Source organism: Tardiphaga sp. OK246, assembly GCF_900188215.1.
Taxonomy (GTDB): Bacteria; Pseudomonadota; Alphaproteobacteria; order Rhizobiales; family Xanthobacteraceae; genus Tardiphaga; species Tardiphaga robiniae.
Genome location: NZ_FZOX01000006.1, coordinates 38,721 through 58,560, shown reverse-complemented (window position 1 = coordinate 58,560; position 19,840 = coordinate 38,721). Strand labels below are relative to the sequence as shown.

Genomic DNA, 19,840 nt, shown 5'->3' with positions numbered 1-19,840 from the left:
GTAAGAACGGCTGAATGGTTTCTGAACGGCGCTTAATGGAAATCCCGCGAGCGCGGCAGGATTCGGACATTGCGCGGATGGCGAATGCGTTGTGCGGGATTGTCGGGATGCTCGCGGCGATCATCATCGATCGGTTCGGGGCCTGACAGCATTTGTCGGGACGGCCCGAGCGCATCGTTGCCAAGATACTTCAGATCGTCCGAGCGATCGATCAACCGTTCGGCAACCAGATGGACGACCTTGTCCGGGCTGCTCTGGATGCGCCCCTCGACCAGGATCAGCCTGGAACCCATGACTTCCCTGCGAAACTGCTCCATCACCTTCGGCCAGACCACGATATTGGCGATACCGGTTTCGTCCTCCAGCGTCATGAAGACCACGCCATTGGCACTACCCGGCCGCTGCCGCACCAGCACGACGCCGGCACAACGCACGCGCCGTCTGTCATTGGCATCCACAATGCTCGCGCAGGTCACCACTTTTTCCCGCGTGAAATTCGCGCGCAAGAACTCCATCGGATGTCCCTTCAGTGACAGCCGGATAGTCTGATAATCGGCGACCACCTGTTCGGGCAAAGGCATCTCAGGCAGAGGCTTCGCATTCTCGTCCGGCTGCTCGCGTGCGGTCGCAACTTCGAACAACGGCAACGGCACATCATCGGGCAGTCGCCTTACCGCCCATAGTGCGGCACGGCGATCGAGCCCGATCGAGCGAAATGCATCGGCATCGGCGAGCATGATCAGCGCGCGTTTTGGCAAAGCGGTATCGCGGGCGAAATCTTCCAGCGAGGTGAAAGGCTGTAGCTCTCGCGCGGCAACGATGCGCTTGCCCCAATCTTCTTCCGGCGGCTTGCCAGCTTTTTCACGTTCGCGCTTCTCATCCGGATCCGCCCATTTGAATCCATCGATCTGGCGAAAGCCGAGGCGAACGGCGCAATAGTCTCCGCTTGGTTCTTCTAGCGTATTCTGCGAATGACTGAAGGACACATCGATCTCCCGCACATCGACGCCGTTGTCGCGCGCATCGCGCACGATCTGCGACGGCGCATAAAACCCCATCGGCTGTGAGTTCAACAGCCCGCAGCAGAATGCATCCGGATGATAATGTTTCAGCCATGACGAGACATAGACCAATTGCGCAAAACTCGCCGCATGGCTCTCGGGAAAACCGTAGCTGCCAAAGCCCTTGATCTGATCGAAGCAACTGGTGGCGAAAGCCTTGTCGTAACCACGGTCGATCATCTTGCCGACCATCTTCTCCTCGAACGTATGCATGGTGCCGACATTGCGAAACGTCGCCATGGCGCGGCGCAGACCGTTAGCCTCCTCCGGAGTGAAATGCGCCGCTTCAATCGCGATGCGCATGGCTTGTTCCTGGAACAACGGCACGCCGAGGGTTTTGTGCAGAACCTTGCGCAACTCATTTTCATCCCCCCCTTTGGGGTGTGGATATTCGATATCTTCCGGCTTCATCGCCCGTCGTTTTAGATAGGGATGCACCATGTTTCCCTGGATCGGCCCCGGACGAACGATCGCCACCTCGATGACAAGGTCGTAGAATGTCTTCGGCTTCAGCCGCGGCAGCATATTCATCTGCGCGCGGCTTTCGACCTGGAACACGCCCAGAGATTCACCGCGTTGGAGCATCGCGAAAACCGGTGGGGCATCCTTGGCCTCCGCTTTGATGTCCTTGAGTTCGTAGCGCCTCTCCTTGTGACGAAAGATCAGATCAAAACATTTGCGGATGCAGGTCAGCATGCCTAACGCCAGCACATCCACCTTCATCATCTTCATGGTGTCGACGTCGTCCTTGTCCCATTCGATGAAGGTACGATCATCCATTGCCGCATTGCCGATCGGCACATAGGTGTCGAGCCGGTCCTGCGTCAGCACATAGCCACCGACATGCTGCGACAGATGGCGCGGGAACTCGATCAGCTCGGTGGCAAGTTCGACGGCCCGCACGATCATCGGATTGGACGGATCAAGCCCCGCCTGCTTGACCTGCATCTCGTTGAGGCCTTTGCCCCAACTGCCCCAGACAGTATCGGCCAGCGCCGAGGTGACGTCTTCGGTCAGTCCCAGCGCCTTGCCGACATCGCGGATCGCCGAGCGCGGGCGGTAATGAATAACGGTGGCGATGATCGCCGCGCGATGACGTCCGTATCTTTTGTAGACATACTGCATCACCTCCTCGCGCCGGACGTGTTCGAAATCGACGTCGATATCCGGAGGCTCCAGACGTTCCTTGGAGATGAAGCGCTCGAACAGGAGATCGACCTCGGCAGGATTCACCGAGGTGATGTCGAGCATATAGCAAACCGCTGAGTTTGCCGCCGATCCCCGCCCCTGACACAGGATATTCTGGCTGCGCGCATAGCGGACGATATCGTGGACAGTCAGAAAATAATGCGCATAGCCGAGCTCCTTAATGAGCGCGAGTTCCTTTTCCAAGGTGGCAACAAGCTTCGGATCTTCTGTCTTAGGAAAATGCCGTTTCATTCCTTCCCAGGTCAGATCTTCAAGATGCTGCTGCGCGGTCTTTCCCGGCGGCACCGGTTCGTCGGGATATTGGTATTGGAGTTGGTTCAATGAAAACGTGATGCGATCGGCAAAACGGATGGTTTCACAGATCGCATCGGGATAATCGCGAAACAATCTGACCATCTCGGCCGCTGGCTTGAGATGCCGCTCGGCATTCATTTCCAGCACGCGGCCGGCCTGCTCGATAGTGGTCTTCTCGCGAATACAACTGACCACGTCCTGCAGTATGCGGCGATTTGGCGTGTGATAGAGCACGTCATTGGTGGCGATCAGAGGCACGCGCGCGGTGGATGCGATGCGCTGCAGCTTCGCCAAACGACGCCTGTCATCCCCGCGATGAAACGGACTGGCGCCAAGCCAGATGCCTTCCGCCGGCAGGCCCGATAGTGCATCGAGCGTGCGCAGGACAAGATCACTGTCGATCCGATAGGCTGGCATTAGAACAAGCAACACCCCTTCGCTAAACTCCGCGAGATCGCCGAGCTGCAGCAGGCATTCACCCTTGTTGCCGCGCAACTTGCCCATGCTGAGCAACCGGCACAGTCGGCCATAGGCAGCGCGGTCGCACGGATAGGCAAGGATGTCAGGCGTGCCGTCATTGAAGACCAGCCGTGTGCCGATCAGAAGCTTCGGTTTGTAGACAAGATCCTTGTGGTCCAGCTCGGCAAAGGCACGCACCACACCGGCCATGGTGTTGTGATCGGCAATGCCGATGGCATAAAGCCGCTCGATACTGGCCTGATGCACATAGTTCTGCGGATGCGACGCACCGCGCAGGAACGAGAAATTGCTGGTGACGCCAATCTCGGCATAATCAGGCGCGCCGGCGCCGCCCGTGCTCATGCGAACAGCCCATGCACGAACCATTGCGGCGAAACGACTTGATTGTCCGCATCCCTGATCTCGCCATACAGCCCGTCGCGGAAGAGCCAGAAGCGTTGACCTGCCTCATCCTCGACACGAAAGTAATCGCGCGTCGGCTTCGCCTCCTGCGAACGCCACCACTCCATCGACACACGCTCCGGACCTTCCACATGAACGACGTTGTGAGAGACGCGTCGCCAGGTGAATTTCTTAGGCGGCTTGTCTGGAAACTCCGCAAGCGGGACGTCGATCACCTCAGGCTGCTCGAACAACCGTAACGGCCGCAAAGGCGGTTCGTCTTCACGCGGCGGCCATGCTGCCTGCATGGCGGCAGCCAGATGATGCTGTGCCGGCACCCCCAGCATCGCGCGTTCGGGAATGTGGCTCTCGACGGGCAGATAAACCAGCACACGCCGCGACCCGATCCGCGCAGCAATACGGTCGATCAGGTCGGCCAGTTCGTCATTGGCGTGAACATTGGCATCGAGGTCGCGCTGCTGCTGCACGACAATCTCGGTGCGGCTGGCTGACAGGCGGATCATATCGAAACCGAAGCCGGGATCGAGTGGATCTGCAATCGCGTCCAGTCGCTCGCGAAACAACCGGTCGATCACCTCGCCCTTGGTCACCGGCAGGCCGGTTTCCGCGGTGATCACCCGCACCGCGCCGTCGGTGCGAAAGAACGCCGCTTCCAGCCGCCGCGCGCCCTTGCCCTGCCTGTCCATCGCATCGATCAGCGTGCGTGCCAGCTTGGCCAGTGTCAGCGTAATCACGCCATCGGTGGCAATCGGTTCGGCGAAACGTTGCTCGACGATATAATCCGGCAGCGGCTTGCGCGGCGAGATCGGCGCATCGCTGTGCCCCAGCACCTGTTCCAGCAGCGTCGTGAATTCCGCGCCGAAACGTGCGGTGATTTCGGGGCGCGAGCGCGAGGCGACATCGCCGATGGTCTTCAAGCCGGCGCGGCGCAATCCACGGATGATCGCCTCATCGGCGCCGAGCGTGAACAGCGGTAGCGGCGTCACTGCCTTGGCCTCCTCGCCCGCGGCGATGATCCGGCCATGTGCATATCGACTGAGCGTGCGCGCGCATGTCGATGTCCCCGCAATCGCTGCACTGACAATAAAACCCTGCCGCGACAGCGCCGCGCAGAGCTGCTCCATCAGTGCGGCCTCGCCACCGAACAGATGGGCACAGCCGGTGATGTCGAGAAACAGGCTATGCGGCAGATCCAGCGCCACCAGTGGCGTGAAGCGGTCGCACCAATCGGCGATGTCGGTCAGTACCTGCGTATCGGCGACAGGATCAGCATCGAACACCTGAATGTCCGGACAGACCGCACGGGCATTGGCGAGCGGCAGACCTGGTTCAAGGCCGAGCTTCGCCGCGGCATCGTCCAGCGCGGAAATCTGCAGCGCATTGCTTTGCTTGGCGACGACGATACTTGCTTGCAGATTAGCTGGCACGCCGTTGCGCGCGAGCTGACGTTTGATGCGGTCGGTTGGCAGGCGCGGCAGCCACAGGCTGAGGATGCGCCGATGTGTCACGGAAAACGCACTCATCACACTTCCATTCCATGATCCATTGCCCGTTCGGGCCGTGACGATTTCGAACCAGTTGCACATCGAGCATGGGCGCGCCCCATGATTGCCAGGTCTTGAATGGCGGCGAATGCGCGGAGCGGATGATCCAGCGAGTTTCCGCCGTACTCGAGGCCGGAACGCCTGCAGTCCGCAGCAACAGGCACGTGACGCCCGAGCCGCGCGCCGCCAGCGTGAGCTTGCGGCTGGCGACGAGGTCGAACTGCTTGCTGTCGCCCCAGGTTTCCAGCACGACGCTGCCCAGCACGTCGCAGGCCAGCGCATCAGCCGTGGTCCGCAATGCCGTCTCGACATCGGGCGCGCGCACGGTGACCAGCAGGCGCGGATCGAGACCGAGTTCGCGCCAGCCGCTCATGGCCAGCGCGCCGCATTCGCGTTCGGAGAAATCCTGCCGGATCCACAGCAGCGGCCGCTTTGCCGAGACACGATGCGCGAGGCCGGCGACAAAGCCCGTGGCCGCCGCGCTGTGCCGGCCTTCGGCGAACACCTCATGCATGGTGCCACGCGTGAGGCCGCCTTGCAGTGCCGCGTCCGCCTCGGCATGACCGAGCGACACGCGATCCGGCGCATAGGTATCGCTGTGGGTCTCGATGCGTTCGATGCTGCCGCGCAATTGCGCGAGCGTGGTCATGCGTGCGCCGGTCATGCGCCGCTCCTCGAAATTGTTTTGCCATCACGGGTTTTTAGTGAACCCATTGCCGGCCCATTTGTTCACGATATGTTCTAATATAAAGCTAAGATGGCAAGCCGAGTCAATCGGGATCATCAGCCACTTTTTTAGCATTTGAAATCAAAGGGATTTTTGAACATGGACGTGAAGCGCAAGCTGGAGATCCTGGCGGATGCCGCGAAATACGACGCGTCCTGTGCGTCCAGCGGTACCGAGAAACGGGACTCCCGCGACGGCAAAGGCATCGGCTCGACCGATGCAGGCATGGGGATCTGTCATTCCTATGCGCCGGACGGCCGCTGCATCTCGCTGCTGAAGATCCTGCTCACCAATGCCTGCAATTACGATTGCCTTTATTGCGTCAACCGGGCCTCCAGCAACGTGACGCGCGCCCGCTTCACCGTCGACGAAGTGGTGCAACTGACGCTGGATTTCTACCGGCGCAATTACATCGAGGGACTGTTTCTTTCCTCGGGCATCATCCGCAGCGCCGATTACACGATGGAACAGGTTGTCGCCGTCGCGCGGAAACTGCGCGAGGAGCATCATTTCCGCGGCTATATCCATCTCAAGACCATTCCGGAAGCCGACGACGCGCTGATCACCGAGGCCGGAAAATATGCCGACCGGCTCTCGATCAATATCGAGGTGCCCGAGGAAGACAGCCTGGCCAAGCTGGCGCCGGAGAAAGACGTCCGCGCCATTCGTCGCACCATGGGTCGATTGCGGTTGAAGCTCGATGAAGCCCGCGAGGGACGCAAGCCGACGCCGCGCGGCAAAGTCGGGCCGCGTTTTGCGCCGGCCGGCCAGAGCACGCAGATGATCGTCGGCGCCGACAACGCCAATGATTCAACCATTATCCGGACCTCGGCCAATCTGTACGGGTCCTACAATCTGAAGCGCGTCTATTACTCCGCCTTCAGCCCGATCCCCGATGCAAGCCGTTCGCTGCCGCTGCGCGCGCCGCCGCTGATCCGCGAGCATCGGCTGTATCAGGCCGACTGGCTGATGCGCTTCTATGGCTTCGAGGCCGACGAGATCGTTGATGACAATGACGGCATGCTGTCGCTGGAGATGGATCCGAAGCTCGCCTGGGCGCTGCGACACCGCGAGCGCTTCCCGCTCGACGTCAACCGCGCCAGCCGCGAAGACCTTTTGCGCGTGCCCGGCTTTGGAGCCAAGGCCGTGCAGCGGATCATCGAAACGCGCCGCATCTCGTCGATCCGCGTTGGCGATCTCGCCCGGCTGCATATCCCGCGGAACAAGGCACTGCCTTTCATCGTTCTTCCGGATCATCGCCCGGCCGTTAATTTGCTGGACGGCGCGAGGCTGGCGGAGCGCTTCAAGCCGAAGGCGACGCAATTGGGATTTGGGTTTTAGACTTTCATTTCAGGAGACCTGATGCACAGTATCGTGCTGGACAGCGACACCGATTTCGAAGGCTGGCGCAAGGCGGCACGCAAACTGGCGATCAACGACATTGCTCCCACTGACGTGACATGGACGGTTGCAGGCGCCGAGCCTGAATTGTTCTCCGCCTCGCCGGCAACGTCGCTATCCGACGCTGCAAAAGGCACGTTCAACGTTCCGGCCAAATTCGTCGAACTCGCCGAAACTGCGATCCTGCATCGCGATCCCGAACGCTTCGCCCTGCTCTATCGCCTCCTGTGGCGGCTGCGCGACAATCCCGATCTGATCCACGTCGCGATCGATTCCGACATCGCTAAATTGCAGGCGATGGCCAAGGCTGTCCGGCGCGACGAACACAAGATGCATGCTTTCGTGCGGTTTCGCGAAATCGGCCGCGAGCCGAAGTCGCATTTCGTCGCCTGGTTCGAGCCCGAACATCACATCGTCGAACTCGCCGCGCCGTTCTTCGCGCGGCGCTTCGCCGACATGGCGTGGTCGATCCTGACGCCGGATCTCTGCGCGCATTGGGACGGCCACGCGATTTCCATCACGCCCGGCGTCAGCAAAGCCGATGCGCCGACCAAGGATCGGCTCGAAGAGGTATGGCTGACCTATTACGCCAACATCTTCAACCCGGCGCGGTTGAAGACCAAGGCGATGCAGAACGAGATGCCGAAGAAATACTGGCGCAACCTGCCCGAAGCCGCGCTGATCAAACCGCTGATCGCGGAAGCTGAACGCATCACAGGTGACATGATCGCGGCAGAAGCCAGCGCGCCCAAGAAACCGCAACGTCGGGAGGAGACGATGGTCAAGTCGCATACGACCAAAACGGCCGAACATAGCGGGAAGGAAAGTCTTGCCGCATTGCGCGACGAAGCCGCCGATTGCCGTGCCTGCCATTTGTGGAAAGATGCGACGCAAACCGTGTTCGGCGAAGGCCCGCAGCATGCTTCTGTGATGATGGTTGGCGAACAGCCCGGCGACAAGGAAGATCTCGCCGGCAAGCCGTTCGTCGGACCGGCCGGACAGATGCTCGACAAGGCGCTGAAGGAAGCCGGCATTGTCAGGGACAAGGTTTATGTCACCAATGCCGTAAAGCATTTCAAATTCGTGCCGCGCGGAAAATTCCGTCTGCACCAGAAACCGGCGACGCCGGAAATCAAGGCATGCCGTCCCTGGTATGAGCGCGAAAAAGCCTCCGTGAAACCCGAGCTCGTCGTCGCGATGGGCGCGACAGCCGCGCAAAGCGTGCTCGGCAAGATCACGCCGATCGGCAAGACTCGTGGCCGTATTATCGAGGCTGACGACGGCACACAGGTTCTCGTGACCGTGCATCCATCCTATCTGCTACGATTGCCCGACGAGGATGCCAAGGCGCGTGAGTATGCGCATTTCGTCGATGACCTGCGCATCGTCGCCAAGCATCTGAGCGCGTCAGCGCACGCAGCCTGACGGTCAAATCACAAATTCACGCATTACACGCCGCGTATCCATCTCGAATTCGAGATCGACCACCGGCGGCCGCGCAAAATGCCAGGTCATGCCCTGCCGCGACGCTCCGCGCTTGACCAGTTCATCGGCCACCACGGGATGGAAATCCTGTACCGTGTAGATCTGCGTCGCGGTGGTGTCCTGCCACGAGAAGCCGAAGGCGCCAAGACGTTCTTCCATATTACTCATGGTCATCCGCGTTTTCTCCCGGAATGCGTCCGGCGAGGTCTCGCGATAGCGCGTGATGCGCTCGGGATATGTTCCAGGACCGCCGCGCGCTTCAGCACCACCCGCAATCACGAAAGTCGGCTTGGCACCGAACGACGGCCGCGTGAACGAGAACGCGTAAAACGACGGTTCACTCGGCGGATCGATCTCGAGGCACACATTGCTGCGCGCGACGGGATTATTCGTGCCGTCGAAGATGCCCCATTCAGCAAGCGTCTTGACATAGTGCTCGTTGAACTTCCGGAAGCCAGCTTCGTCCACCACTGCAGGCGAGCGCAACTCGCAGGCGCAGAACGATGTCAGCGGGCGATCCGCCGCGAGAATGTAATCGGCAATACGCGCAAACCCATCGGCCAATGGCAGCCACGTGTCGAAACGAACGCGCTCGATCTCGAAATCCGCATTGGCGGCAACGCCGCTGGAATACTGAAAAACCGCGGGAAGATAGCGATAATTGCCGGCCGGAAAATCGCGCGTCATGGGATGGGTCCTGTGGAGGCCATGCGGGCCGCCAAAAGATAATGGCGGATCGCATGAAGCGATCCGCCATCCAACCTCAAACCATGTGTCCCCGCAAGCTCAGCTTCGCAAGGCCGCGCCCGTGCGATCAGGCCGTCCGCGTATGCTCCAGATCGAATTCCTCGATCTGCTTGGCGCGCTCCGTCTCTTTGCCGGCGCGGTGATCGGTGGCGATGGCCACGTAAACCGCGGGCAGCACGAACAACGTGAACAGCGTGCCGATCATCATGCCGGAGACGACCACGAGGCCGATCGAGAAGCGGCTCGCTGCACCAGCACCCGCCGCGGTGAGCAACGGCAACAGGCCGGTGACCATCGCGGCCGTGGTCATCAGGATCGGACGCAGACGCACGCGGGCAGCCATCTCGATGGCCGAACGACGATCGAGACCTTCCTTGAGCTGCAGTTCGTTGGCGAACTCCACCATCAGGATGCCGTGCTTCGAGATCAGACCGACCAGCGTCAGCAAGCCAACCTGGGTGTAGATGTTGATCGTCGCCATGCCGAAGAACAGCGGGATCAACGCGCCCAGGATCGCCATCGGCACCGTAATCATGATCACGAGCGGATCGCGCAGACTTTCGAACTGCGCTGCCAGCACCAGGAAGATGATGATCAGCGCGAAGCCGAACGCCACTGCCAGCTGATTGCCCTCCTGCACATATTGCCGGGAATCCGCGAGATAATCGTGGTTGAAACCCGACGGCAGTTGCTTGGCGGCGCCCTCAAGGAAGTCGACCGCCTGCCCCACTGTCACGCCGGGCATCGGCACCGCCTGGAAGGTCGCCGAATTCAGCTGGTTGTAGTGCGACAGTGCGTTCGGGTTGGTGCCCGTTTCGACCTTTACCAGCGTCGATAACGGCACCTGCTGACCCGTGATCGTCGGCACATAGTAGTTCGCCAACGAATCCTGCGAGAGCCGCATGCCGCGCGGCACCTGCGGGATCACCTGATAGGAGCGCCCCTCGAGGTTGAAGCGGTTGGTGTAGTTGCCGCCAAGCAGCGTCGCCAGCGTATTGCCGATGCTCGACATCGTAATGCCGAGGTCGTTGGCCTTGGAGCGATCGATGGAGACGCGCACCACCGGCTGATTGAAATCGAGATCGCTGTCGCTGACGATGAACAGGCCGCTCTTGCGCGCGGTGTCCTTCAACTTGACCATCTCCTCGTAGACCGACTGGAAGCCGTTGGTCGAGCTGATTACCATCTGGATCGGCAGACCGCCGGGCCCGCCCGGCAGCGCCGGAAGGTTGAATGCGAAGGCGTTGACACCCTCGATCTTGCTGAGTTCGGCCTGCACCAGCGGCTTCAGCTGCGTGGACGAACGCTTGCGCTCGTCCCACGGCTTCAGCAGCATGCCGGCGATACCGTTGCTCGGACCGTTGGTGCCGTTGATGATGAAGCGCAGATCGGTTTCCGGGAACTTCTTGAACGCCTCGTCCATGCGATCACCGTAGAAATCCGCATAGTCGATATTGGCGTATTTCGGTGCCTTGGTCACCGCAAACAGAATGCCCTGATCTTCCTCGGGCGCCAGCTCTTTCGATGTGTTCATGTACATGAAGCCGACGAGACCGAGGATCACAACGGCGAACATGGCCGTGATGGGGCGATAGTCCAGCGAGCGATCGAGCTGCCGCCCATACCAGCGCGTGGTGGCGCCGAACACCTTGTCCACCTTCTTGGCGAACCAGCCCGGCTCTTCCTGCTTCAACAGCACCGAGCACATCATCGGTGACAGCGTCAGCGCGATAACGCCGGATACGATCACCGAGCCCGCCAGGGTGAAGGCGAATTCGCGGAACAGCGCACCGGTCAAACCGCCGATGAAGCCGATCGGCGCATACACCGCCGCCAGCGTGATGGTCATGGAGATGACCGGACCAACGATCTCGCGCGCGCCTTCGAGCGACGCCTGCACCGGCGATTTGCCCTCCTCCAGATGGCGGTGGATGTTCTCCACCACCACGATGGCGTCGTCGACCACGAGGCCGATGGCGAGCACCATCGCCAGCAGGGTCAGCAGATTGATGCTGAAGCCCATGACGAGCATGAGGCTGCAGACGCCGACCAGCGACAGCGGAATCGTCACCACCGGAATGATGACCGAGCGGAACGAAGCCAGGAACAGGAAGATCACCACGATCACGATGCCGACGGCTTCGATCAGCGTGTTCTGAACTTCCTCGATCGACGACGTGATGAACTTGGTGGAGTCGTAGGCTACCTTCATCTTCAGCGATGGCGGCAGGTTACGCTCGAGTTCGGGGAACAGCGCGCGCACGCCCTTGACGATGTTGAGCGGATTGCCGAGCGGTGTCGCCTGCACGCCGATAAAGATCGCGCGCTCGCCACTAAACGCCACGCTCGCGTCCGTACTCTGCGCGGCAAGCTCGATGGTGGCGATATCCTCCATACGAACAAAGCCACCGTCCTTGGCTTTCACCGTCATGCGCTTGAATTGCTCGACGTTCTGCAGGTCGGTATTCGCCGTCACGTTGGAGACGATGTAATAGCCCTTGGTCTGACCCGCTGCCGCCTGGAAGTTGTTGGCGCGGATCGCCGCAGCGACATCGTCCGGAGATACACCGCGGCCCTGCATGCGCAGCGGATCGAGCCACAGGCGCATGGCGAAGGTCTGACCGCCGAGGATTTCGGCCGACGCCACGCCGTCCACCGTCGACAGGATCGGCTGCACCGCGCGCGTCAGGTAGTCGGAGATCGCCGAGCCGGACAGTTCCTCACTGGAGAAGCCGAGATACATCACCGCCGTCGTCGACCCCGTGGACTTCAGAATGACGGGGTCATTCGCTTCGCGCGGGATCAGATATTTGACCGAATTGACCTTCGACAGCACTTCGGTGAGCGCGGCATTGGGATCGACGTTGAGCTTGATATAGACCGAGATCAGGCTCTGGCCCTGCGTCGATGCCGACGTCATGTAGTCGATGCCTTCAGCAGCCGCGACGGCCTGCTCGATCGGCGTGGTGATAAAGCCCTGCATCAGGTCCGGCGACGCGCCGGGATATACCGTGGTGACGGTGATCACGGTATTCGACAGTTTCGGATACTGACGGATCGGCAGGCTGGTTGCAGCCTTGAAACCGATCAGCAGGATCAGCAGGCTGACGACCAGCGCCAGCACCGGGCGCTTGATGAAGATATCCGTGAAGACCATTGCGGTCGCTCCGTCATCGGCACCGTCTGCCGGCCATCACAGGCCGCGCGACGATGCGAGAAAATTCATTCAGATGAACCGGGACGGACCGCATGTCGCGGCCCGTCCATCGGGTTTCAGTTCAGCGGCGGCTTCGCCGGAATCTGCGGTAATGGATCGGTCGAGATCGACACCAGCGCGCCGGACTGCAACTTGAGCTGTCCGACCGCCACGACGCGGTCACCGGCTTTCAGGCCTTGCGTGATCACCGCACGGCCATCGATGCGGTCGCCAGTACGCACGAAGGTGCGCACCGCCGAGAGCTCGGTCTTGCCATCGTCGGTCTTCTTCTCGGTGATCAGGTAAACCGAGTCACCATAAAGCGTGTAGTCGACTGCGGTTTCCGGCACGGTGATCACAGCCGGTTTGTCCGGCAGCACGACGGTCGTGGTCGCGAACATGCCTGGCTTCAGGATGCCTTCCGGATTCTGCAGCGTCGCCTGAACACGAATGTTGCGCGTATCCGCGCTGATCTGCGGCTCGATCGTGGTGATCTTGCCCTCGAACTTGCGGCCCGGATAAGCGTCCACCGAAATGCGCACAGCCTGACCGACCTGCAGCTTGCCGGAGTCTTTTTCCGTGACCGTGAAGTTGTTGTAGACGGCGGACAGATCGGTGAGCGACACGATCTGCGTGCCGGCCGTCAGGTACTGGCCGACTTCGACCCGACGCGTGCCGAGCACGCCGTCGAACGGCGCGCGCACCTGCTTCTGCGAAATCACCGCTTCGGTCTTGGCGATATTGGCCTGCGCCTGATCATACGCCGCCTGCGTGGTGTCGACGGTGGCCTGCGGACCAACCTGACGCTCGGCGAGCTGTTTGGCGCGGTCGAGATTGATGCGCGCAACAGTGGCAGCCGCCTTGAAGTTGGCGAGGTCGCCCTGGTCCGGTCCGTCGAACAGTTGCACCAGCGGCTGGCCGGCCTTGACGGTTGCGCCCGCGGTGAACTGGATGTCGGTAATGCGGCCGTTGACGTCGGAGGTGACGTTGACCTGATGCACAGCGGCGAGATCGCCGACGGCGCTGATCAGGTTGGGCACCACTTCGGACTTGGCATCCGCAACACTCACCACAGTCGGCGGCGGCTTCATGGTGGCGAAGAACTGCTTGATCATGTGGGCACGGAACGCGTTGAAGCCCACCAGGCCGCCCACCAGGATCGCCAGCAGGATGCCGACGATGATGAACCAACGCACCATCCGCGGACGCGGACGGGGCTTCTCGACAGTCGCACGCGGCGCCGTAGTGCTGTTGGGTTCGGTCGTGAGTGTCATGTCATGCGCTTTCTGTCGTAGTCGCTGGCATCAGGTACGCCGGAAGCTCGCGATCGATATACGTCGCGATCGCCGTGTCTTTCAGTCCGATACCGCGGAGAATAAACTCACAAAGTTGCCGCTCGTTGTCGGCGGTGCTGGCATAAGGCAAACAGGGAACCGAGGGAAGGCGCGATAATGCCGCCATCATCGCGGTGTTGTGCGCAAACCAGAAAAGCCCCATCGGCTCTTTTCCGATCCGAACCGCGTCGTTTGTCCGGACAGCGTGTTCAAGTGACGCTGTAAAGGTCGGGCCAATCAGTTCGCCGATCTTGTCAAACAGCAGCCGGGCGAATTCGCCGTCCTGCAACTGGCTGATGACCATTAGCCGCAGGCGCTGCGCCTCTTCATGATCGGGATCGGGATCGCGCGGAATGTCGAGGAAGTGCCCGACCATGCCGCGAATCAGAATCACCAGCGTCTCGGTCGACGGCGGCAGACCGAGAAGCTTGTTAAGTCCGGGGTCGGCTTCGCATTCCTCCGCCAGGATCTCGGCATAGAGCGCAGACTTGGTCGGGAAGTGCTTGAACAGCAAGCCTTCCGAAATTGACGCCGCAGCCGCCACGCTCTTGGTCGTGGTGCCGGCAAATCCATTGCGCGCAAAGCATCGCTTCGCCGCGCTGAGGATCAGCTCGCGCCTGAGGTCATGGGTCATTCGAAGTGTGCTCATAGCGTCGTGAGTAAGCACTCACCCAGGTTTCTGTCAACAAAATGGTGCGCCGCGTCAGGAGAATGACTGCAGGTGGTATCGGCCCGCCACAGTGTTGCATTCTCGCGACGCCAATGCGCCCGAGCTATGCGGTTCCCTCAAGGTGAGGGGTGGCAGTGCGCCGTGAGACGCAAAGGGTGGTTTTTATCGCGATCCGCTCCACCGGAACGCCGGTAAGCTGCAACCGCGCAACGCCTCACGGCGCACCACACCGCAGACAAGTTTACGCAGTCTGCGACTGCTAGGGGCGATTTCTGTCCCCGGGGCAGTGCTTCCTGGGACGCGGCGCCGGCAGGTTTCCCCGCTTTTGCCTGTCCCAGTCCAGCCGTTTCCGGCAGAGCCTCGTAGTGGGCCCGGACGGCTACCCAGGGCCTCCCGAGTGCGCGAGGGAACGTCTCCCTCATGTGCCCGCAGGCGCCGCAATCCCAGCTGCACCTCAAGACGCCTCTAGAAGCGCCCTCGCGAACTGGATGAGCGGAGGACAATCCTTCTAGGTATATTGTCAAGATATATGGGAAAAATGTTTAAGCTCTACCCTCTCAATTGTCATTCCGGGCTCGCGCAAGAGCGCGCCCCGGGAATGACAATTGAGAGGGTCGTGCGTTTCGGCACTACACCGTGCTTTACACCACCGTCTTATGCCGCTCGATACAGGTCTTCAGCACCTCGTCCATCGACTTGCTCCACCAGTTCTCCGAGAAGATCTCGATCTCGGAGTAACCGGCGAAGCCCTGCGCCTCGACAGCCGCGCGGGCGGATTTGATATCGATGACGCCGTCGCCCATCATGCCGCGGTCGTTGAGGATGTCCTTGGTCGGGACCAGCCAGTCACAGACGTGAAATGCGAGCAGACGATCCTGTCCTGCCCGCGCGATCTGCGCATGCAGCTCCGGGTCCCACCAGATGTGATAGACGTCGAGGGCGACGCCGAGCATGCCAGTGCGGTTGGGATCGAGCCGGTCGCAGATGTCGAGCGCCTGTTCGGTAGTGTTCACGCAGGCGCGATCGGCGGCGTAAGCCGGATGCAGCGGCTCGATGGCCAGCGGCATCTTCGCCTGCCGGGCATATTCCATCATCTCGGCGATGCCATCATCGACCTGCGCGCGCGCATTGATGATGTTCTTCGAGGGCGCAGAGCCCGGCCGCGAATATTGCGGCAGGCCGCCGACCACCAGCACGATGCACGGTGAGCCCAATGCCACCGCTTCGTCGACGCAGCGCTTGTTGTCGTCGCGCTGCTGCTGGCGATGGGCTTCGTCCGAGACGAACATGCCGCCGCGGCAATAGCCGGACAGTTCGAGGTCGTGATCCCGCACCGCCTTCACGGCCTTGTCCAGACCGACGGTGGCCACCTGATCGCGCCACGGCGAGACGCCGCGGACCTTGTGGCGGGCACAGGCTTCTGCGATGGCGACAAAGTCACCCTGCTTGCGGACCGTCGCCGTGTTCAGCGACAGCCAGCGATGGTCGTTGGAAAAGTCACGCATCTCAGGCTTCGATCCCACGGGTGGCCATGATCGCCTTCATGCGCTGCGTCGCCAGTTCGGGATTGGCGAGGAGACCAGCCTTGTCGGCGAGACGGAACAGTTCGGCGAGATGCTGCGTCGAGCGCGTGCTCTCCTGCCCGCCGATCATGGTGAAGTGATCCTGATGGCCGTTGAGATAGGCCATGAACACGATGCCCGTCTTGTAGAACCGCGTCGGCGCCTTGAAGATGTGACGCGACAGCGGCACGGTGGGGCCGAGCACGTCGTGGAAGCCGGCCTCGTCACCGGCCGCGAGACGCGACAGCGCATAGGACGCCGCCGGCGCGATGGCGTCGAAGATGCCGAGCAGCGCATGGGAGAAGCCTTTGTCGTCGCCGGCGATCAGTTCGGCATAGTTGAAGTCGTCGCCGGTATACATCTTGACCTTGGGATCAAGGCGGCGGCGCATGTCGATCTCACGCTGTGCATCGAGCAGCGAGACCTTGACGCCGTCGACCTTGGCGGCGTTACGGTTGATGACATCGACCGCAATGTCCATGGCGGTGTCGAGGCTCGGCGTGCCCCAGTAATTCGCCAGCGCCGGATCGAACATGTCGCCGAGCCAGTGGATGATCACCGGCTGCGCCGACTGCGACAGGATGCGGTCATAGACGCGGCCGTAATTCTCGGCGCTCTTGCCGAGCTTGGCCAGCGCACGCGACGCCATCAGGATGATGCGGCCCCCGACCTTCTCGATCGCTTCGAACTGCTGTTCATAGGCCTTGATCACGTCGTCGATCGACTTGGCATCTTCCACCGCGAGGTGATCGGTGCCGGCGCCGGAGAACACAAGCGCGCCGCGCGGCTTGGCCGCCGCGACGGAGCGCGTGACGAGTTCGAGCGAGGTCGGCCAGTCCATGCCCATGCCGCGCTGAGCGGTGTCCATCGCTTCTGCGACGCCGAGACCGAGGTCCCAGACATGCTCACGAAATGCGATGGTGCGGTCCCAATCGATGGTCTGATTGAGCCACGGATCGCATTCGGCCAGCGGGTCGGCGACGATATGCGCCGCCGAGAAGGCGATGCGATTCAGCGTGCCTTCCAGCTTGGCCGGAAACGTGCGCGATGCCGCGAGACGATAGATCTCGATCGAGCGATCGGCCTTGGGCAGCTTCAGCGACAGCGTTGAGCCCGTGGACGTGGGCATGACTGGCTTGTTCATGACGAACCTCAGACCTTGAGCGTGGGAACGTCGATCCAGCGACGCTCCTTCCAGCTTTCCAGCGCGCATTCGACGAGCTGCACGCCCTTGGCGCCTTCGAGCAGCGTGTACTTGTAGGGCGCATCCTCGCAGACGTGACGGATGAACATTTCCCACTGTTCCTTGAAGCCGTTGTCGTAGACGGCATTGTCCGGAACCTTCTGCCAGTCGGCATAGAAATCGTGGGTGCGTTTCTCGTCGGGATTCCAGATCGGGCGCGGCGTCGCCTGACGGGCCTGGATCATGCACTCGGTGAGACCGGCCACGGCCGAACCGTGGGTGCCGTCGACCTGGAATGTCACGAGATCATCGCGATAGACGCGCGTGGCCCAGGACATGTTCATATGGGCGATGACGCCGCCCTTCAACTTGAAGGTCGCATAGGCCGAGTCGTCGGCAGTGGCCGTGTACTTCTTGCCCTGCTCGTCCCAGCGCGCCGGGATGTCAGTGGTGCCGAGGCAAGTGAGGCTCTCGACTTCGCCGAACAGGTTGTCGAGCACGTAACGCCAATGGCAGACCATATCGAGGATCATGCCGCCGCCGTCTTCAGCGCGGTAGTTCCACGACGGGCGCTGGGCTTCTTGCCAATCGCCTTCGAACACCCAGTAGCCGAACTCGCCGCGTACCGAGAGCATCTTGCCGAAGAAGCCAGAGTCACGGAGCATCGCAAGCTTCTTCAGACCGGGCAGGAACAGCTTGTCCTGCACGGTGCCGTGCTTGAGACCCTTTGCGTTGGCCTTCTTGATGACGTCGAGCGCGGCTTCGAGATTGGTCGCGATCGGCTTCTCGCAATAGATGTGCTTGCCGGCCTCGATGGCGCGGTTGAGCAGACCCGGGCGTGCCTGCGTGGTCGCCGCATCGAAGAAGATGCTGTCGTTCTTGTCGGCGAAAGCCTTGTCGAGATCGGTGGTCCAGCGCTCGATGCCATACTTCTTGGCGAGGCCTTCAATCTTCTCGGCATTGCGGCCGACCAGGATCGGATCCGGCATCATGCGGTCGCCGTTCTTCAGGGTCACGCCGCCCTGCGCACGGATCGCGACGATGGAGCGCACAAGATGCTGGTTGAGACCCATACGGCCGGTGATGCCGTTCATGATGATGCCGAGGCGGTGGACAGCCATAGTCAGGACTCCTGGAGAACTTTAGTTTGAGAATGATCGGATGAAGCGAGCTGGAGCGGCGACAGCACCGACCAGTCCGGATGTGCGCCGGATGCAAATCCGGCAGAGGTCAGCGATCCCGTGAGGAGATCGCCGTCGTGAATCGACAGACGGACGATATCGCCATCGCGGCGGTAGAGATCGGGATGCGCCGTCAGGAAGGCCTCGGCCTCCTCCGATGGTGCAGTGCCGAAACCATCGACGTAGTGATGGCCGTTGCGTTCGGCATGGGTGACGCCGATCAGCGCGCCAAGCGCCAGATCCTGCTGCACGCCAAGGCCGGCCTGGCAGGTGAGATCCTCGCCGGTGATAAAATGATCGACGCCCTGCGCGCTCCACGCCGCAGCGCGAGTCGCATTCGCGATCGACTTGTAGAAGCCCTTGCAGGATTTCGAGGAAATGCCGCGATAGCCCAGCGCCTTGGCGGCCGGGAATGCGTCCCAACTATCGTCAGCTTCGTCGATGATGAAGTTGCGTGACGAGAGCTTGCCGAGCGGCGACTGACGCGTAATGTCGCGCGGCATCGGCTGTTCGACATAGAGCAGTTTTGACGCGATCGGCGATAGCGCAGCGTCGTTATCGAGGCGATCGACCAGCGCGCCGAGCGCGTTGAGATCGGCATACTGCTCATTGGCGTCGAGCGTGACCTGATAATCGTAAGGCAGCGTCGTCAACGCGTTGCCGATCCGGGTCAAACGTGCGGCGTCTGCCGCGGGATCGCCGTTCATCTTGAGCTTGAAGTATCGTGCGCCGCTATGCTCTCTGGGGTCGGCGACACCGCCCTCCCCTTCGATCACATCATCGAGGCCGACGGTGTGGCGCAGCGCGACGCGCTCAAGCCGATGACGGTTGGCCAGGAACGTAGCGATATCTTCAGCGCCGAGATCGGGCGCAAGACGCGCGGTAAGACCGGCGACGTTGGCCTTCATGCCCGTGAAGAAATCCGTGCCCAAGCCACGCAGCAGTGCGTCGAGCACAGCCTTGTCGATTTCCGCCGGACCGAAGCTTGCAGCCAGCGGTGGAATGTCCAGTTCGGCGCAGGCCGTCATCTGGTCGCCGATGCAGGCCGCATGCAGACCGAAGGCCGAAATGAAACCCGACTGCGCGCGATAGAGCTCTTTCGCGATGACCAGCGACTGCCGCAGTTCGTTCACGGTGTCGTCGATGGCCAGGTGCGGTCGCTTGTCGAACCACTTCGGCACCATCAGCTCGGCTGAGGCGCCGACGAACACGCCCTTGCCTTCGACCTCCAGCTCGACCCGAACGAACGCCTGCGGCGCGGCATTGACCGTCACGGCGCCAAAGCGAAACGGTCGCACGAACGCCACGTGGCGCTCGAACAGCGTAATGTCTCGCAAGGCGATCCGTGCCGACATGGACATGGG

13 protein-coding genes are annotated in these 19,840 nt (G+C 61.4%); 2 read left to right on the top strand and 11 right to left on the bottom strand.

All coding sequences use genetic code 11. From position 1 onward, the window contains the following. Positions 1-32: 32 nt before the first annotated feature. From CHC01_RS24340 to CHC01_RS24330, 3 genes are read right to left on the bottom strand one after another with little or no spacing between them, the layout of a single operon-like run. The gene (locus CHC01_RS24340) at positions 33-3,386 is read right to left on the bottom strand and encodes an error-prone DNA polymerase (RefSeq protein ID WP_244558504.1); all 3,354 of its coding nucleotides are present in this window, start codon (positions 3,384-3,386) and stop codon (positions 33-35) included. Continuing rightward, entirely contained in the window at positions 3,383-4,969 is a 1,587-nt protein-coding gene (locus CHC01_RS24335) for a Y-family DNA polymerase (RefSeq protein WP_089266970.1), read from the bottom strand. Before CHC01_RS24335 ends, CHC01_RS24340 begins: the two co-directional genes overlap by 4 nt. Further along, entirely contained in the window at positions 4,863-5,654 is a 792-nt protein-coding gene (locus tag CHC01_RS24330; protein WP_089266969.1) for an ImuA family protein, read from the bottom strand. The genes CHC01_RS24335 and CHC01_RS24330 overlap by 107 nt, the downstream gene beginning before the upstream one ends. 162 nt (positions 5,655-5,816) lie before the next feature. On the opposite strand from CHC01_RS24330, the gene CHC01_RS24325 reads away from it, so the two are divergent. Together CHC01_RS24325 and CHC01_RS24320 are read left to right on the top strand one after the other, a co-directional pair. Beyond that, positions 5,817-7,058 (top strand): putative DNA modification/repair radical SAM protein, encoded by a 1,242-nt coding sequence (locus CHC01_RS24325; RefSeq protein WP_089266968.1) that lies wholly within the window; start codon positions 5,817-5,819, stop codon positions 7,056-7,058. Positions 7,059-7,079: 21 nt separating this feature from the next. Beyond that, positions 7,080-8,543, top strand: coding sequence for a UdgX family uracil-DNA binding protein (locus CHC01_RS24320; protein ID WP_089266967.1), 1,464 nt, complete (start codon positions 7,080-7,082; stop codon positions 8,541-8,543). 3 nt (positions 8,544-8,546) lie between these two features. On the opposite strand, the gene cnbZ is transcribed toward CHC01_RS24320, so the two are convergent. From cnbZ to CHC01_RS24280, 8 genes are all read right to left on the bottom strand, one after another. Continuing rightward, positions 8,547-9,290 carry a 2-amino-5-chloromuconate deaminase CnbZ gene (cnbZ, locus tag CHC01_RS24315; protein ID WP_089266966.1) on the bottom strand — a complete coding sequence of 248 codons (744 nt, stop codon included), beginning with the start codon at positions 9,288-9,290 and terminating at the stop codon, positions 8,547-8,549. Positions 9,291-9,417: 127 nt separating this feature from the next. Then, entirely contained in the window at positions 9,418-12,507 is a 3,090-nt protein-coding gene (locus CHC01_RS24310) for a MexW/MexI family multidrug efflux RND transporter permease subunit (RefSeq protein WP_089266965.1), read from the bottom strand. Between the two features lie 116 nt (positions 12,508-12,623). After that, positions 12,624-13,820, bottom strand: a complete 1,197-nt coding sequence (locus CHC01_RS24305; protein ID WP_089266964.1) for an efflux RND transporter periplasmic adaptor subunit — start codon at positions 13,818-13,820, stop codon at positions 12,624-12,626. Position 13,821: 1 nt separating this feature from the next. Then, entirely contained in the window at positions 13,822-14,529 is a 708-nt protein-coding gene (locus CHC01_RS24300; RefSeq protein ID WP_089266963.1) for a TetR/AcrR family transcriptional regulator, read from the bottom strand. A gap of 662 nt (positions 14,530-15,191) precedes the next feature. Continuing rightward, positions 15,192-16,055, bottom strand: a complete 864-nt coding sequence (locus CHC01_RS24295) for a sugar phosphate isomerase/epimerase family protein (RefSeq protein WP_089266962.1) — start codon at positions 16,053-16,055, stop codon at positions 15,192-15,194. Between the two features lies 1 nt (position 16,056). Then, the gene (locus CHC01_RS24290; protein WP_089266961.1) at positions 16,057-17,256 is read right to left on the bottom strand and encodes a dihydrodipicolinate synthase family protein; all 1,200 of its coding nucleotides are present in this window, start codon (positions 17,254-17,256) and stop codon (positions 16,057-16,059) included. 8 nt (positions 17,257-17,264) lie between these two features. After that, positions 17,265-18,416, bottom strand: coding sequence for a Gfo/Idh/MocA family protein (locus CHC01_RS24285; RefSeq protein WP_089266960.1), 1,152 nt, complete (start codon positions 18,414-18,416; stop codon positions 17,265-17,267). 2 nt (positions 18,417-18,418) lie between these two features. Then, positions 18,419-19,831 carry an enolase-like domain-containing protein gene (locus CHC01_RS24280; protein WP_089267286.1) on the bottom strand — a complete coding sequence of 471 codons (1,413 nt, stop codon included), beginning with the start codon at positions 19,829-19,831 and terminating at the stop codon, positions 18,419-18,421. Positions 19,832-19,840: the final 9 nt, after the last annotated feature.

Coding starts and splice junctions, on each gene's coding strand:
- CHC01_RS24340 (WP_244558504.1), bottom strand. CDS start 3,386: ATGAGCACGGGCGGCGCCGGCGCGCCTGATTATGCCGAGATTGGCGTC.
- CHC01_RS24335 (WP_089266970.1), bottom strand. CDS start 4,969: ATGAGTGCGTTTTCCGTGACACATCGGCGCATCCTCAGCCTGTGGCTG.
- CHC01_RS24330 (WP_089266969.1), bottom strand. CDS start 5,654: ATGACCGGCGCACGCATGACCACGCTCGCGCAATTGCGCGGCAGCATC.
- CHC01_RS24325 (WP_089266968.1), top strand. CDS start 5,817: ATGGACGTGAAGCGCAAGCTGGAGATCCTGGCGGATGCCGCGAAATAC.
- CHC01_RS24320 (WP_089266967.1), top strand. CDS start 7,080: ATGCACAGTATCGTGCTGGACAGCGACACCGATTTCGAAGGCTGGCGC.
- cnbZ (WP_089266966.1), bottom strand. CDS start 9,290: ATGACGCGCGATTTTCCGGCCGGCAATTATCGCTATCTTCCCGCGGTT.
- CHC01_RS24310 (WP_089266965.1), bottom strand. CDS start 12,507: ATGGTCTTCACGGATATCTTCATCAAGCGCCCGGTGCTGGCGCTGGTC.
- CHC01_RS24305 (WP_089266964.1), bottom strand. CDS start 13,820: ATGACACTCACGACCGAACCCAACAGCACTACGGCGCCGCGTGCGACT.
- CHC01_RS24300 (WP_089266963.1), bottom strand. CDS start 14,529: ATGAGCACACTTCGAATGACCCATGACCTCAGGCGCGAGCTGATCCTC.
- CHC01_RS24295 (WP_089266962.1), bottom strand. CDS start 16,055: ATGCGTGACTTTTCCAACGACCATCGCTGGCTGTCGCTGAACACGGCG.
- CHC01_RS24290 (WP_089266961.1), bottom strand. CDS start 17,256: ATGAACAAGCCAGTCATGCCCACGTCCACGGGCTCAACGCTGTCGCTG.
- CHC01_RS24285 (WP_089266960.1), bottom strand. CDS start 18,416: ATGGCTGTCCACCGCCTCGGCATCATCATGAACGGCATCACCGGCCGT.
- CHC01_RS24280 (WP_089267286.1), bottom strand. CDS start 19,831: ATGTCGGCACGGATCGCCTTGCGAGACATTACGCTGTTCGAGCGCCAC.